Below are 16,094 nucleotides of genomic sequence, written 5' to 3'. Positions count from 1 at the left end.
CCGTAGACGTGATATGTCGCTGTTGTATAGCCTTTCTGGAGGTTCTCCCGGGACTCAAGGGGCCTATGAACAGGCTGGCTGACGAGGACTTGGCGCTGCTGCTGCTGATCCGGTCCTTCGAACGGAAGCTGCTCGCGCTCTTCGAGCGGGGCGAGCTCAACGGCACCACCCACACCTGCCTCGGGCAGGAGTACGTCCCCGTCTCCCTGCGCCCGCTGCTGCGTGACGGTGACTGGGTCTTCAGCAACCATCGCGGTCACGGCCACTATCTGGCCCGGTTCGAGGATCCCGAAGGGCTGCTGGCCGAGATCATGGGCCGGAAGGGCGCCGTGTGCGACGGTGTGGGCGGCAGTCAGCATCTGCGCCGCGACCGCTACCTGTCGACCGGGGTACAGGGGCAGAGCCTGCCGGTGGCCACCGGGGTCGCCCTGCACCTGAAGCGGCGCGAGCCCGGCGGGCTCGCCTGCGTCTACATCGGTGACGGTACGTGGGGCGAGGGGGCGGTGTACGAGGCGTTGAACATGGCGCAGCTCTGGCGGCTGCCACTGCTCGTGGTGGTCGAGCACAACGGCATCGCCCAGTCCACGCCGACGGAGCTCCAGATGGCGGGGACCATCGCGGGGCGGGCGGCGGCCTTCGGGATCGAGCACACCCGGGTGACTAGCTTGGATATTTCCGAAATAAGGCGGCATCTCGCGCCTTTGGTGGAGACGGTCAGGGGAGGTGCGCCGTTGGTGGTGGAGTTCGCCACACACCGCCTCGGCCCGCACAGCAAGGGCGACGACACCCGCCCGCCGGACGTCGTACGGCCCGACTGGTACGCCGCCTACCAGGCCGAACACCCCGAACAGTCGGCCGGCCTCGAAGCGGCGGCCCGTGCCCGCGTCGACATGATCGCCGAAGAGGTGGCCGCCCGGCCCCCAGCCGTCTGGAATCCCACCGCCCGGCCCTCAGCCGTCGGGACGCCCGCGTGAGGGTCGGTGAGAACCTCAACCAGGCCCTGCACGGTCTGCTCGGCGACGACCCCGCCGTCTACATGCTTGGCGAGGACCTTCTGGACCCCTACGGCGGCGCCTTCAAGATCACCCGTGGCCTGTCCACCCGCTTCCCCGACCGCGTCCTGACGACGCCGCTGAGCGAGGGCGCGATCGTCGGCGCCGCCTCCGGCCTCGCGCTGGCGGGGGAGAAGGCCGTCGTCGAGATGATGTTCGGCGACTTCGCCGCGCTCGCCTTCGACCAGATCGTGAACTTCGCCGGCAAATCGGTCTCCATGTACGGCCATCGCGTCCCGATGCCGCTGGTCATCCGCTGCCCCTCGGGCGGCAACCGCGGCTACGGTCCCACCCACAGCCAGAACCTCCAGAAGCACTTCATCGGCGTGCCCGGCCTCTCGCTGTTCGAGATGTCGCCGTTCCACGACAACCGCGCCGTCCTCGACCGCATGCTCGCCCTGGAAGAGCCCTGCCTGCTCTTCGAGGACAAAGTCCTCTACACCCGCCGGATGTACGAGGTGGACGAGCTGTTCTCCTGGGACCTGGTCGAGGACGTGGCCGTGGTGCGGTTCGACGGTGACCTCGACTACGTGGTGATCGCCCCTGGCGGCGTGGCGCACCGGGCCATCGCCGCCATGCGCACGCTGCTGCTCTCCCACGACCTCGCCGGGGCGGTGCTCGTCCCGTCGCGCCTGTACCCGTTCGACCCAACCGCCGTGCTGCCGCTGCTCGGTCAGGTGGGGCTAGTCTGCGTGGCGGAGGACGGCAGCGCGGGCGGCACCTGGGGCAGCCACCTGGCCGCCGACCTGCACACCAGGCTGTGGGGCTCGCTCCGGCGGCCGATCCGCCTGGTCAGCTCGGCCGACAGCGTGATCCCCACCGCCTCGCACCTGGAGCGTGCCGTGGTGCTGCAGGACAGCACGATCAGCAGGGCCGTACTGGAGGCGCTCGATGGGTGAGATCCGGGTCCCGAAGCTGAACAACAACGACTCGGAGTACACGCTGCTGGAGTGGCTGGCGGCCGACGGCGCGCGGGTGTGGCGGAATGACCCGCTGGTGACGCTGGAGACGTCCAAGGCGGTGGAGGAGCTGGTCAGCGAGCAGGACGGGGTGCTCACCCAACTCGTAGGGGCCGGCGCGTCATGCGCCCCCGGCCAGCTGATCGCCCGAATCGGCCCGAAGCCGACCCTGCCCGATGCGGAGGAGCCGGTGCCCGCCGTCGAAGGCGGGCCGATCATCACGGCACCGGCCCGCGCGCTGCTGGACGAACTCGGCCTCGACCCCGCGCTGGTGGCCGGGCTGGAGGTCAAGGTGGTACGCCGAGCCGACGTGGAACGGCTCGCGGCAGCACCTCCCAAAAGCGGCCAGGCCCACACGCTCTCCAACCACCAGCGCGCAGTCGCCAGGACCGTGACCCTGTCGCACCAGACCATCCCCGCCGGATACACCGCGATAAAAGTAGACGTGACCCCGGCCCAGAAGACGGCCCGGGCCCTGACCAGACGGCTACGCAAGCTGATCGGCCTGCCCGACCTGCTCGTCGCCGCCGTCGCCCGGCTGCACGCCGACTTCCCGATGTTCTTCGCCGAACTCATCGACGACAGGACTGCCCGCATCCCTGACCAGCCACGCGTAGGCGTCACGATCGACATGGGCGCCGGCCTCTACGTGCCGGTGATCCGCGACCGTCTGGCCGTACCGGACATCGCCGACCGCCTGGCCGAATTCCGCGGACTCGCCCAGCACGGCGGTTTCACCGAGGCCCACCTCACCGGCGGGAACATCGTCGTCACCCTCCACCACGACGCCGACATCATCATGGCCATTCCGATCATCTTCCCCGGCCAGACCTGCGCCATCGCCCTCACCTCACCGCAGCCGGACGGCGAGCGGATGGCAGCGGCGATCGGCCTGGCCTACGACCACCGGCTGATCAACGGCAGGGACGTCGTCCTGTTCCTCCAGGCGTTGAAGGAGACCCTAGAGACTGCGCCCGAGGGCCTGTAGTCCGACCAGGTCGTCCGGGGTCGCGTCGGCGCTCTGGTCGAGCAGGCCCGGCAGCCGTGACCGCAGCGCCACTGCCGCGAGCACCGCCATCGCCACGGCGAACAGTACGTACATCAGTCCCACTCCGCGCCCGGCGCCGGTGCCGATGAGCGCGCCGACGGTCGGGGCGAGCGGGCCGTGGGGGGCGAGCAGCGGGTCGAACACCGCCGCCCCGTACGGTGCCACGAGCCCGAAGCCGAGCGGCAGTGTGGACCAGGCGATCAGCGTGTTCAGCGCGAACACCCGGCCGTGGAACCGCTGGGGCACCTTCACCTGCACGATCGTGGCGTAGACACCGTTCAGCAGCGTCAGCCACAGCGACATCCCGAACGCCCCGATCCCGATCGTCACCAGATCCGCCCGCAACCCCGTCACCAGGCAGAACGCCGCCAGCGCCAGCGTGCACCACAGCACCGCCCGCATTCGGCCCCGGCTCGGCCCGCCCCAGGCCGTCATGGTCAGACCGCCGAGGAAGACCCCCAGCCCGGACACGAACGAGATCCGGCCCACGTCCTGCAGCGTGCCGAAAGAGAGCACCAGCGGCGAGATCAGCAGGAACAGGGGAGACAGGAAGACGTTCAGCACCGCGAAGTAGAGGAGCATCTGACGGAAGCCCAGGTTGCCCCAGGAGTAGCGGAACCCGGCCGCCATCTCCGCCAGCACCGGCTCCTTCCGGCGCCAGGCCATCGCGGCGGGGAAGCGCACCAGCAGTGTCACCCCGATCGCGAACACGTAACTGGCCACGTCGAGCACCAGGATCCCCTCCAGCCCGATCACGGCCATCAGCCCGACGGCCGCGAGGGGGACGAGCAACTGCGTCATGCCACCGGCCATCTGGACGATGCCGTTGGCGTGCCCGAGGTACCGCTTGGGGACGAGCTGCGGCACCGCCGAGGTGTAGGCCAGCCGCTGGAACGTCAGCGCCACCGACAGCAGCGCGAGGAGCGGATAGACGTGCCAGGTCTGCAGGTTCCCGGTCCAGAGCAGCGTTCCGAAGGCGAGTTGGGTGCCGACGGCGGCGGCGTCACCGCCGAGCATGACGGCCCGCCGGTTCCCGCGATCGACGATCGCCCCCGCCAGCGGCGCCACCACCATCCCCGGCACCAGCCCGACCACCGACAGCAGAGCGAACTGCGCCAGTGAGCCCGTGGTCAGATAGATCCAGATGGGGATGGCGAACCCGGTCAGCGCCGACCCCAGAAGGGACACCAGCTGACCACTGGCAACGGCCGTGAACCGCTTCATGCTCGGCTGCGGCCCGGTCGCGACAGCCCGTTCCCGGTCCCGCGACACCTCCCGCACCCGCCAGCTGACCCCGGCCGGCCGGCTGGGGTCCTCTAGGGCGACGTGGGTACGGGTGACGATCTCGGCGAGCTCGGCCGCCCGATATTTCAGGAAAAAGTGTCCGGCCTCGTCCAGCTCCACCACGGCGGCGGTGGGCGCGAGGAAGTGCCACTCGCGGTACCGCTCCTCGAAGTACTCGGTCGCCGGATCGTGCTCTCCCGCCACGCTGACGATCGGCGCCCGCAGCCGCTCCACCGAGCTCGCGAACAGCCCGGTGAAGTACTCCTCTGCGGCCTCGCTGTCGCGCCGCATGTTCCTGATGATGTGCCGAGCCTGCCCCGGCTCCAGCTCGCCCATGTCGAGCCCCATGGACATCAGCCAGTTGACATAGCTCCGGTCACTACGCAGGAACTCGCGCCTGGCCAGCTTGGACAGCAGCGCCATGGGCCCCTTACCAGGGCGGGCGAAGGGGAAGATCGCCCCGATGTACACCGCTTCGAGCTCGCGGCCCGCCGCCTCCAGCCGTCGCGCGATCTCGACAATCAGGGCCGACCCCACGCCACAGTGCCCGTACAGCGCCACCGGCCCGCGTACCTTCTCCTGGATCTCACTCACGCACCGGGCCGCCACCTCGTCCAGGGGCAGCCGCTCCTCGTCCAGGCCGACGTCGTGCCCGGGGATGGCCACCGACCACAGGGCGTAGGTCGAGGGCAGGGCGTCGGCGAGCGGCTGGTAGACCACCGCCGCGCCGCCGCCGTACGGTACGCACACATAGGTGAGCTCGGCGGGAGAGGTACGGCGTGGCGTCAGCTCGTGCAGGAGCCCGCGCGAGGCGGTGGCGGTGCCGTCGACGAGCGCGGCCAGCTCGCGGACGGTCGGGTGCTTGAACAGGTCCACCACTGCGATCGGCGCGGCGCCGGGCGGCAGCGCCCTGCGCAGCCTGGCCACCACCTTGATCGCCAGCAGCGAGTGCCCACCCATGTCGAAGAAATCGTCGTCCACTCCGAAGTCGGCCATGTCCAGCGCCTCGGCCCAGACCGCGGCGACCAGGCGCTCCGCCTCCGTGGCCGGTGGGACGCGCCGGCCCGGTTCCGCGCCGTCCGCCGATGACGTGGGGGCGGGGAGGCGGCGCCGGTCCACCTTGCCGTTGGCGGTCAGGGGCAGCTGGGGGAGGGGGACGAAACGGGTGGGGATCATGTACGCGGGCAGGCTCTCGGCGAGGTGGCCGCGCAGGCGGGCCGGATCCGCCTGACCCACCACGTACGCCACCAGCTGCGCCTGAGTGCCCGAGCCATGGGTGGTGACCACGCACTCGGCCACGTCCGGATGGCGGGCGAGGTGGGTCTCGATCTCGCCCAGTTCGATGCGGTAGCCGCGGATCTTCACCTGCGCGTCGGCGCGGCCGAGGAACTCGATCGTGCCGTCCGCGGTGTAGCGGCCCAGGTCGCCCGTTCGGTAGAGGCGCTCACCGGTGCGGGGGTGGCTGATGAAGGCGGCGGCGGTGCGTTCCGGGTCACGCCAGTAGCCGGTGGCCACGCCGACGCCGCCGATGTACAGGTCACCGGGGACGCCGATGGGCACGTCACACCGGCCGCGGTCCAGGATGTGGAAGGACTGGTTGGCCAGCGGGCGGCCGTACGGGATGGACGACCAGCCCGGCTCCACCTCGCCGATCGGATAGGAGATGGACCAGATCGAGCCTTCGGTGGCTCCGCCCAGGCTGATGATCTCGGCCGCCGGGGCGAGGGCGCGGATCCGGTCGGGGAGGGTCAGCGGGATCCAGTCGCCGGACAGCAGCACCAGGCGCAGCGAGCTCAGATCGGTGCCTTCGTGCTCGGCGTGGTCGACCAGGAGCTCCATGAGGGCGGGGACCGAGTTCCAGACGGTGACGCGGTGCTCGGTGACCAGGCGGGCCCAGGCGGCGGGGTCCTTGTCGGCCGACGGCTCGCCCATGACGAGGGTGGCGCCGGTGGCCAGGGCGCCGTAGACGTCGTACACGGACAGGTCGAAGCTGAGGGCCGACAGGGCGAGGATCCGGTCGTGCGGGCCGACGTGGAAGCGGTGGTTGAGGTCGCGGACGGTGTTCAGGGCGGCCTGGTGCTCGATCATCACGCCCTTCGGGGCGCCGGTCGAGCCCGAGGTGAAGATCACGTACGCGAGGTCGTCGGGCGCGGCCGGGCAGTCGGGGGGCGCCAGGGGAGCGGACGAGGGACTAAGCGGGGGAGTCAAGGGCGTGGACGGAGGAGTCACTGAAAGGCGGGTCATGTCGGCGGGCCAGGTCAGGTCCAGCCACGGCTGGGTCACCGCGACCCGGCACTCGCCGCGTGCCATCAGCTCGAATCGCCGCTGGTCCGGCAGATCGCAGTCGATCGGCAGGTACGCCGCCCCGGCCATGTTGATGCCCAGCACCGCCACGACCTGCTCCCACCCCCGCTCCATCACGACCGCGACCAGCTCCCCGCGCCCGACGCCCGCCGACGTCAGCTCGGCCGCCAGCAGCCCGGCCCGGCGGGCCAGCTCCGCGTAGGTGATCTCGCCGCCGGGATGGGCCACCGCGACGGCATCAGGTGAATGCGGCACCCGCTCCTTGAACGGGCGGTGGAGGAGGCCGGGGTCGCCGAGGTCGAGCCCGGTGTCGTTCCACCGCTCCCGCTCCTCTCGCTCCGGCGCGGTGAGCAACTCGATCGTGGAGACGGGGGCCGACGGGTCGGCCACGATCCCGCTGAGCAGTGCGGTGAAATGCCCGGCCATGCGCGAGATCCGCTCGGCCCCGAACAACGCGACGTTGTACACGAACAGGAACGAACCATCGCCACCCGTGTACAGCTCCAGATCGAACCGGGTGGCCCACACCCCCGGCGAGAACCCCTCCACGGTCAGCCCACCGGACGACGGCTCGCCGCCGTAGTTCTGCATCGCGAACAGGACCTGGAACAGCGGCGACCGTGACACCTCCCGAGGCACGTTCAGCTCCGACACCAGCCGCTCGAACGGCAGCTCCTGATGCGCGTACGCGTCCATGGCCAGGTCACGCACCCGGTGCAGCAACCCCAGGAACGACGGATCCCCCGACAGATCCACCCGCATCGCGAGCATGTTGATGAAGCAGCCGATCAGCCCGTCCAGCTCCGGCAGCGACCGACCGGCCACGGGGGAGCCGATGGCCACGTCCTCCTGCCCGGCGTACCGGCCGAGGAGTGCCGCGAAGGCGGCCAGCAGCACCATGTACGGCGTGGCGCCGTGCTCCCGCCCGAGCTGCTCCAGCCGCGCGACCAGCGCGGAGTCGATGGTGAACGAGTGCGCCGCGCCGAGGTAGGTCAGCTCGGGCGGCCGGGGGAAGTCCGTGGGCAGCTCCAGCGGCGACAACCCGGCCAGCCGTTCCCGCCAGTAGGCCACATCGGCCGCGTCGCCGGGCCGCTCGCGCTGCCAGGCGGCGAAGTCGCCGTAGGTGACGGGCAGGTCGGGCAGGGGGTTCCGGTCGTAACCGGTCAGGAGTTCGCGGAGCAGGATGTTCGCCGACCAGCCGTCGGCGGCGATGTGGTGGACGGCGATGGCCAGCACGTGGTCGTCGGCGCCCAGCCGTACCAGCAGAGCCCTGATCACCGGCCCGGTCACCAGGTCGAACGGCTCGGCGAGGAAACGGTCGACCAGCGCCCGTGCCTCGTCCACGTCGTCGGCGGCGGCCACGGTGAACGGGACGGCGGCGTCGGCCGTGACTGTCACTGTGGGCTGTCCGTCGTCGCCGACCGGGAAGCGGGTCCGCAACGCCTGGTGCCGGGCGGCGACCCGGTTCAGCGCGTCGGCCAGCACGGAGGTGACGAGCGGGCCGCGCAGCCGCCGCACGAACGGGACCGTGTGAGCGGGGTTCCCCGGCGCGTACTGCTCCATGAACCACAGCCGCTCCTGCGCGTACGACAGCGGCGGCGCCTGGCCGTCCGGCAGCGCCGGAATCGTCGGCACGCTCTTGCGCCGTCGTAACCGCTGGGTCAGCAGCGCCCGCTGGGCCTCGGTCAGCTCGGTCACTACGCGTCCTCCGGGTCGAGCATGCTGAGCGCCTGTTCGTCGGACAGCCCGGCCACCTCCGCCACCAGCGCCTCCTCGACGGCGCGTGCCAGCTCGGCGACGGTACGGCGGGCGAACAGCGTACGGATCGGCAGCTCCACACCCGCGATCGCCCGCAGCCGGGCCGCCACCCTGATGGCGAGCAGCGAGTGCCCGCCGAGCGCGAAGAAGTCGTCGAACGCGCCGACCTTGTCCGCGCCGAGCACCTCGGCCCAGACGTCGGCGACCAGCTCCTCCGCGTCCGAACGCGGCGGCGTGGCGTCCGTGCCGGCGGCGCGGCCGGGATCCGGCAGCGCGCCCCGGTCGAGCTTGCCGTTCGCGGTGAGCGGCAGCGCGTCGAGCACCACCCAATGAGCGGGGACCATGTACGGCGGGAGCCGCCCGGCCACGTGGTCGGCCAGGTCGGCCGTCTCGCCCACGACATAGGCGACGAGCTCGCCGTCCCTGGCGACCACCGCGGCCTGCCGTACGTCCGGACGCATGCGCAGGCAGTGCTCCACCTCGCCCGGCTCGATGCGGAAGCCCCGCACCTTGACCTGCTCGTCGACACGCCCGAGGAACTCCAGCAGCCCGTCGGGACGCAGCCGCACCCGGTCTCCGGTACGGAAGTACCGGTCGCCGCCAGGGAGCCGGACGAAGCGCTGGCCCGTCAGCTCGGGCGCGCCGAGATAGCCGCGGGCGACGCCGGGGCCGCCGATGTACAGCTCGCCGGGGGCGCCGGGCGGAGTGGGCGTGCCGCGCGGGTCGAGGATCCGGACCGTGGTGGCCTGGATGGGGCGGCCGATCGGCGGGTGCGGGTCGTCGCCGGTCAGGTCGGCGGCGGTCGCGACGATCGTGGCCTCGGTGGGGCCGTAGGTGTTGACCAGGCGTACCCGGTCGCCGAACCGTCGCCGCCAGCGGGCCACGGCGGTGGCGTGTACCTGCTCGCCGCCGATGACGACCAGGCGGAGGGCCGTCGGCCAGGCGATCTCGTCGATCAGGTCCACGAGGTGGTGGAAGTACGCCGTCGGCAGGTCGAGGACGGTGATGCCGGGCCGTTCGGCGAGCAGGTCGGGGAGGGTGGCGCCGCCGTCGGGCACCAGTACGACGGTGGCGCCGGTGGTCAGGGCGGGGTAGAGCTCTTCGGCGTGGGTGTCGAAGCTGAGGGAGGCCAGCTGGACGACCTGGTCGCCGGGGCGCAGGCTGTACTCGTGACGCATCCACCGGACCCGGGCGGCCAGCCCGGCGTGCTCGACCGCCACGCCCTTGGGGGTGCCAGTGGAGCCGGAGGTGTAGATGACGTAGGCCAGGCCCGGCGCCTGGGCACGGGGGTCGTCCACAGCGGTCAGGCCGTATGCGGCTGCCAGGTCGTCCGCGGCTCTCTGGGCGTCTGCGGCTCTCCGGGCGTCTGCGGCTCTCCGGGCGTCTGCGGCTCTCCGGGCGTCCGAGACGACCGGGCCGGTGCTGCTCGTGGTGGTCAGGTCGTCCGGGACGATCAGGCGGGCGCCGCTCGTGGCGATCATGTGCTGCAGACGGACGGACGGGTAGGCGGGGTCGAGCGGCAAGTAGGCGGCTCCGACGCGCCAGATCGCCAGCATCGCCACCACCGCGTCGACTGACCGGCCGAGACGGAGGCCGACTATGTCGCCAGGGCCCGCGCCGCGCTGGGCCAGTTCGGTGGACAGCCGGGCCACCCGCTCGGCCAGCTCGCCGTAGGTGACGCTCTCGGACCCGCAGACGACGGCCGTCTCACCGGAGTGCGCGGCGACGGCCGACGCGATCATCTCCGGCACGCCCGGCTCGATGGCCCCCTCGCCACCCGCTTCGATCATCCCGTTGCCAACGTCGCCCCCGGCCGAGGCGATCAGCGCCGAATCGGCCACAGTGAGCATCGGCAGGGCCGACACGGGGGCATGCCGGTTGTCCGGGTCGGCGATCCCGCGTAACAGCACCGCGAACCGCTCCGCCAGTCCCGCCACCGTTTCCGCGTCGAACAGCCCCGTGTCGTACCCGAACGCCACCCGCAGCCGCCCCGGCGCCTGCCACGCCTCCACCACCAGGTCGAACTTGGCCTGCCGATACCCATCGTCGAAGTACGACATTTCCAGATCGTCGGCGAGCCGATCCCGCTCCCCATCGGGCGTCTGGCTGTTCAGCGTCAGCATGGTCTGGAACATCGGCTTCCTGGTGACATCCCGCTCGATGTCCAGCTCCGCCAGCAGCCGCTCGAACGGCACGTCCTGATGCGCCATCGCCTCCAGCACCGTCCGCCGCGTCCTGATCAGCAGCTCGTCCAGCGTCGGGTCGCCCGACAGGTCGCCGCGCAGCACCAGCGTGGTGCTGAGGTAGCCGACGATCGGCCCCAGCTCCACCCGATCCCGCCCCGCGGTGGGCGAGCCGACCATGATGTCCGTCTGCCCGGTGTGCCGGGCCAGCAGCACCTGGTAGGCCGCCAGCAGCACCATGAACAGCGTGCACCGCTGCCGCCGCGCCGTCGCGTCCAGCGCCTTGGCCAGGTCGTCGGGGATGTCCAGCAGGTGGAAGTCGCCGCGCGCCGGTCCCGGCGTGTGCGGCCGGTCGGTGTGCAGCGCCAGCGTGGGCGGGTCGGCGAGGCGCTCCCGCCAGTAATCCAGTGCCGCGCTCCCGTCCTGCTCCCGCTGCCAGCGCGCGACGTCCCCATGCTGTACGGCCAGCGGCGCCAGGCCCCCCGACCCGGCGTACAGCCTGGCCAGGTCGTCCAGGAGGACGGTGATCGACCAGCCGTCGGCGATGATGTGGTGCAGCACCATGCACAGCACGTGGTCGTCCTCGCCCAGGCGGATGAGCGTGATCCGGAGCGGCGGTGCCGCGCCGAGGTCCAGGGGAGCGTTGGTGCGGGCGGCGACCAGCGCGCGGGCCTCCGCCTCGTCACCCGCGTCGAGCAGCTCGACGTCGGCGGGCCGTCCGGCGTGCTCGACGACGGCGACCGGCCGCCCGTCCACCTCGGGAAAGCGCGTGCGCAGCGACTCGTGCCGGGCGAGCAACGCGGTCAGTGCCCGTCGCAGAGCCTCGGGATCGAGAGGGCCGCGGAGCCGGCGCACGATGTACATGTTGTACGAGGCGTCGTCCGGATCCAGCCGATGCAGGAACCACAGCCGCTCCTGGCCCGCCGACAGCGGAGGCAGCGTGCCGGGCGGGCGCGGGGCGAGCGAGAGGCCAGGGCCCTCCGGCAGCCCCTCCAGCGTCGCCGCGAACCCGGCCACCGTCGGCTGCCCGAACAACGTCCGCAACGGCACCGTCGTCCCCGCCGCCGCCAGCCTGGCGATGACCTGGGTGGCCAGCAGCGAGTGCCCGCCCAGGGCGAAGAAGTCGTCGTCCGCGCCGACGTCACCGATCCTGAGCACGTCGCCGAAGATCCTGGCCACCTGCCGCTCGCGAGCGGTACGCGGCGGGCCGCCCCGCCCCGCCACCGGCCCGGCCGGCTCCGGCAGCGACAGCCGATCGACCTTGCCGTTGGGCGTCATCGGCAACGCGTCCAGCACCACCACGACACCGGGCACCATGTAGGCGGGCAACCACCCGGCCGCGTGTTCGAGCAGGTCGGTGGGGTGGTCCGAGGTGGTCTCCACCTCCGGCCTGGTCGCCACGTCCGGGGTGGTCTCCACATAGGCGACCAGTTCGTCCCCGCGGACGACGACGGCCGCCCGCCGTACGCCCGGATGTGACTCCAGCGCGGCCTCGATCTCGCCCAGCTCGATCCGGTGCCCGCGCAGCTTCACCTGTCCGTCGCCCCGGCCCAGGAACTCCAGGGTGCCGTCGCCGAGCCACCGGACCCGGTCGCCGGTCCGGTAGAGCCCGTCCGCGAAGCGTTCGGCGGTCGCTTCCGGCCGGCCCAGGTAGCCGAGCGCGAGCCCGGCCCCGCCGATCGCGAGATCACCGGGTACGCCGATCGGCACCGGTCGGCCGGAGCCGTCGAGCACGTGGACTCGGGTGTTGGCGATCGGCCGCCCGATGCTCACCCGGCCGGGCTCGGCGGGCACCTCCCAGGCGGTGGACCAGATCGTGGTCTCCGTCGGCCCGTACATGTTGAACAACCGCGCCACCCGCCGCCGCAGCCGCCGGGCCAGCGCGAGCGGCAGCGCCTCGCCGCCCGCCAGCGCCACCAGCCCGGAGGCGTCGAGCCCGGCGGAGAGCAGCATGTTCCAGCCCGAGGGGGTGGCCTGGACGTGCGTGACGCCCGACGCGGAGATCAGCCCGGCGAGCGCGGCACCGTCCCGCACGGTCTCGTCGTCGGCCAGCACCAGCCGCCCACCGGTCACCAGCGGCAGGTACAGCTCCAGGCCCGCGATGTCGAAGGACAACGAAGTGCTGCCCAGCCACACGTCCGCGGGCCCGGAGCCGAGCAGGTGCTCCAGCCCGGCCAGCAGGTTCACCAGCGCCGAGTGAGGCACGACCACCCCTTTCGGGCGGCCGGTCGAGCCGGAGGTGTAGAGCACGTAGGCGGCCGACCCGCCATCGGGCCCGACGGTGACGGACTCAGGGGCGGGCTCGGTGGTGGCAGCTGGGAGCCAGGCGTCGGTGTCGGCGGCCGTGAACCGGGAGTCGTCCAGCGTGAACCGGGCTCCCGAGTCCGCCAGCATGTAGGCCACCCGGTCATCCGGCAGCGCCTGGTCGATCGGCAGGTAGGCGGCCCCCGCCATCAGCACGCCGAGCAGCGTGCCGGGCAGCTCCACCGACCGCCGCCCGCGTACGGCGACCACGGATCCGGGCCCCGCGCCGCGCTCCCGCAGCTCCCCCGCCACCCGCACGGCCTGGGCGACGAGCTCCGCGTAGGACAGGCAGTGGTCGCCGCACGAGACGGCGGTCGCGTCCGGCCGCAGCTCCGCCTGCCGCATGACCAGGTCCACCACGGTCGCGACCGGTACGTCCAGGGCGGTGCTGTTCCAGGTCTGGTCGAGCAGCTCGCGTTCGGCGGCGGGCAGCAGGTCCAGCTCCGACAGACGAGCCTCGGGAGCCGCGACGATCGAGGCGAGCAGGGTCTGGAAGCGGGCCACGAGCCGGGTCACCGTCTCCCGGCCGAACAACTCGGCGCTGTAGAAGAGCGCCCCGTGCCAGCCCCTGCCCGACGGCCACAGATCCATCCGCAGATCCACCATGGCCGGCGGCGCCCCGTGCGGGAACGGCAGGCTCTCCATCCCGGCGAACGACTCCGCCTCCGCGTACCCGACCGCGGAGTTGTGCAGCGCCAGCATTGCCTGGAACAGCGGCGTACGCGACAGGTCGCGCTCGATGTCGAGCGCGGACAGCACCCGCTCGATCGGCACCTCGCGGTGCGTCATCGCCTCCAGCACGGTCCGGCGGGTACGGCGTAGCAGCTCACTGAACGGCGGATCCCCCGACAGATCCCCCCGGAGCACCAGCGTGGAGGCGAACAGCCCGACCATCGGCTCCAGCTCCGGCCGGTCGCGTCCGGCGGTGGGCGAGCCGACCACGATGTCGTCCTGCCCGGCATGCCGGGCCAGCAGCACCTGGTAGGCGGCCAGCAGCACCATGAACACCGTCGAGCGCTCGGCCCTGGCCAGCCGGGACAGCGCGCCGGCGACTTCGGGCGGCAGGTCGAAGTGCACTTCGCCGCCCGCGCTGCCGCGCTGCGCGGGACGCGGCCGGTCCGTGGGCAGTTCCAGCGGCGTCGCCCCGGCCAGCTTGGCCGTCCAGTAGTCGGCGTCGGTGTGGGAGACCCGCTGGGTGCCGGCGTACTCGGTGTAGCTGACGGGCAGCTCGGGCAGCGCGGCCGGTTCGCCCTCCGTGCGGGCGAGGTAGTAGGCGGCCAGGTCGCTCAACAGCACGTTCAGGGACCAGCCGTCGCCGATGATGTGGTGCAGCACCACGCACAGCACGTGGTCGTCGTCCGCCAGCCGGACCAGCGTGATCCGCAAGGGCGGAGCGGCGGCCAGGTCGAAGGGCGTGTTGACCCGTTCTTCGAGCAATCGCGCGACCTCAGGCTCGTCGGGGACCGCCCGATCGAGGACCACGAACTCCACCGGCACCACCGCCCCAGGCGGGTCGATCACCGCGATCGGCAGCCCGTCCTGTTCGGGGAACCTCGTACGCAACGACTCATGCCGCGCCACCACATCCCCGAACGCCCCCGTCAGCGCGCCGGCGTCGAGCGCCCCCCGCAACCGCCGCACCGCCGCCACCCGATAGGCCGCGTCCGACGGATCGAGCCGCTGCAGGAACCAGAGCCGCTCCTGGCCCAGGGAGATCATGGCCGCAGCTCGCCGATGGCCGCCGCCACACCGGTGATCGTCGGATCATCGAGGAACACGTCGAACGGCACCTCCACCCCGAGCCGTTTCCTGATCCGCGCGCTGATCTGCGTGATGGTCAGCGAGTGCCCGCCGAGGTCGTAGAGGTCCTCGTCCGGCGCGATGTGGTCCATCCGCAGGACCTCCATCCAGATCAGCCGCACCTGCTCGACCAACTCCGCGTCGACCTCGTCATGCGCGGGCCCGGCTTCCGGCGGCGCCTCCAGAGTGATCTGGGGAACGACCTGGGGGACAGCTGGGAGCAGATCGGCGAGCCGTACGTCCGGATCAGCGGCGACCGCCCGCAGCACCGCCCTGAGGTGGTCCCCGGCCAGCTCGACATCCCTCCGGGGAATGACGTCCGGGCTGTAGTGCAGCGTCAGATGCAGCCCGTCGTCGCCGTCGACGGCCTGGAGGTGGAGCGCGTTCCTGACCGTATGGCTGGACATCTTCCATTCCACCGACAGCTTCAGCCCGGGGAAGATCTGTTCGGGCGCGCGCCGCCGGAAGCTGATGGACACCGGCGCCAGTGCCACCCTCGGCTTGATCCCGCCCACCGCCCTGGCCACGGGCACCTCGCGGAAGGCGTTCAGCTCGCGCAGTTCGCTCCGGATATCCAGGGCCAGCTCACGGAAGGAGTCTTCGGCCGAGAACGACGCGAACACCGGCAGTTCGGTGGCGAACAGGCCGATGTCGTCCCGGGTCTCGGCGGTCCGGGTCGACATGGCCACGGCCACAGGCGTGTCGGCGTTGCCGTACCGGTGAAGGAGGGCGTGCACGGCGGCGAGGAAGACCTCGAATCTCGTCACGCCGGATAAGTCGGGCATGTCATCAGTCAGGGTGAGCAGGACGGTCTCGCCGCGCTCGGCCAGCCGCGGCGAGCGCGTCACCCCGTTGATCACCACCTGCGGCACCTCACGCCAGCGCGCCCGCCAGTACGCCTCCGCCTCCGGCGACGGCTTCTCCTCCGCCCCGTACGGCATGGGCAGCGGCGGAAGCGGCGCCCCGGAGTAGGCGGCGGCGAGATCCCGTACGAGCAGATCCTTGGACATGCCGTCGAAGACCAGGTGATGCGCCACGAACAGCAGCAGGTGCCGCGACGGCGAGACCTCCGCCAGCGTGAACCGGGCCAGCGGCCCGGCGGACAGCTCGAAGGGCCGCGCGATCTCCCGCTCGATCAGCGCCTCCGGGTCCGGCTCCACGACGAACGCGACCGGCGGGAGCTCCCTGGCGGGCAATAGGTGCAGCACGCCGTCGCGCTCCTCGAAGGCGTGGCCCAGCACCGGGTGCCGTGCAAGCACCGTCCGGCACGCCGCCAGCATCGCCTCCCGCTCCAGCGGTCCGTCGAACCACATGGCGAACGGCATGTGGTACGCCGTGCCGGTGCCGTGCAGCACCTCGGTGATCCACATCCCGTGCTGGGCCTGTGACGCCAGGACCATGC

6 protein-coding genes are annotated in these 16,094 nt (G+C 71.8%); 3 read left to right on the top strand and 3 right to left on the bottom strand.

The genetic code is table 11. From position 1 onward, the window contains the following. Positions 1 to 65 precede the first annotated feature (65 nt). From AB0L53_RS51550 to AB0L53_RS51540, 3 genes are read left to right on the top strand one after another with little or no spacing between them, the layout of a single operon-like run. On the top strand, positions 66 to 974 hold the full coding sequence (locus tag AB0L53_RS51550) for a thiamine pyrophosphate-dependent dehydrogenase E1 component subunit alpha (protein WP_364011889.1): 909 nt from the start codon (positions 66 to 68) through the stop codon (positions 972 to 974). Beyond that, positions 971 to 1,951 (top strand): transketolase C-terminal domain-containing protein, encoded by a 981-nt coding sequence (locus AB0L53_RS51545; protein WP_364011887.1) that lies wholly within the window; start codon positions 971 to 973, stop codon positions 1,949 to 1,951. The genes AB0L53_RS51550 and AB0L53_RS51545 overlap by 4 nt, the downstream gene beginning before the upstream one ends. Then, positions 1,944 to 2,999, top strand: coding sequence for a 2-oxo acid dehydrogenase subunit E2 (locus AB0L53_RS51540; RefSeq protein ID WP_364011884.1), 1,056 nt, complete (start codon positions 1,944 to 1,946; stop codon positions 2,997 to 2,999). The genes AB0L53_RS51545 and AB0L53_RS51540 overlap by 8 nt, the downstream gene beginning before the upstream one ends. On the opposite strand, the gene AB0L53_RS51535 is transcribed toward AB0L53_RS51540, so the two are convergent. The 3 genes from AB0L53_RS51535 to AB0L53_RS51525 are packed head-to-tail and all read right to left on the bottom strand — an operon-like array spanning position 2,973 to position 16,092. Further along, entirely contained in the window at positions 2,973 to 8,345 is a 5,373-nt protein-coding gene (locus AB0L53_RS51535) for an amino acid adenylation domain-containing protein (RefSeq protein WP_364011881.1), read from the bottom strand. The two genes, AB0L53_RS51540 and AB0L53_RS51535, sit on opposite strands and share 27 nt — an antisense overlap. Then, positions 8,345 to 14,611 carry an amino acid adenylation domain-containing protein gene (locus AB0L53_RS51530; protein WP_364011878.1) on the bottom strand — a complete coding sequence of 2,089 codons (6,267 nt, stop codon included), beginning with the start codon at positions 14,609 to 14,611 and terminating at the stop codon, positions 8,345 to 8,347. Before AB0L53_RS51530 ends, AB0L53_RS51535 begins: the two co-directional genes overlap by 1 nt. Further along, positions 14,608 to 16,092, bottom strand: a complete 1,485-nt coding sequence (locus AB0L53_RS51525) for a condensation domain-containing protein (protein WP_364011876.1) — start codon at positions 16,090 to 16,092, stop codon at positions 14,608 to 14,610. Before AB0L53_RS51525 ends, AB0L53_RS51530 begins: the two co-directional genes overlap by 4 nt. Positions 16,093 to 16,094: the final 2 nt, after the last annotated feature.

The organism is Nonomuraea sp. NPDC052129, from assembly GCF_040680095.1.
Classification (GTDB): domain Bacteria; phylum Actinomycetota; class Actinomycetes; order Streptosporangiales; family Streptosporangiaceae; genus Nonomuraea.
The sequence above is the reverse complement of the archived record's forward strand: the minus strand, read 5'-3'. Positions and strand labels throughout refer to the sequence as shown.

Excerpts from the sequence above, each read along its gene's own strand:
- AB0L53_RS51530 (WP_364011878.1), bottom strand. The coding sequence starts at position 14,611 with ATGATCTCCCTGGGCCAGGAGCGGCTCTGGTTCCTGCAGCGGCTCGAT.
- AB0L53_RS51525 (WP_364011876.1), bottom strand. The coding sequence starts at position 16,092 with ATGGTCCTGGCGTCACAGGCCCAGCACGGGATGTGGATCACCGAGGTG.
- AB0L53_RS51550 (WP_364011889.1), top strand. The coding sequence starts at position 66 with ATGAACAGGCTGGCTGACGAGGACTTGGCGCTGCTGCTGCTGATCCGG.
- AB0L53_RS51540 (WP_364011884.1), top strand. The coding sequence starts at position 1,944 with ATGGGTGAGATCCGGGTCCCGAAGCTGAACAACAACGACTCGGAGTAC.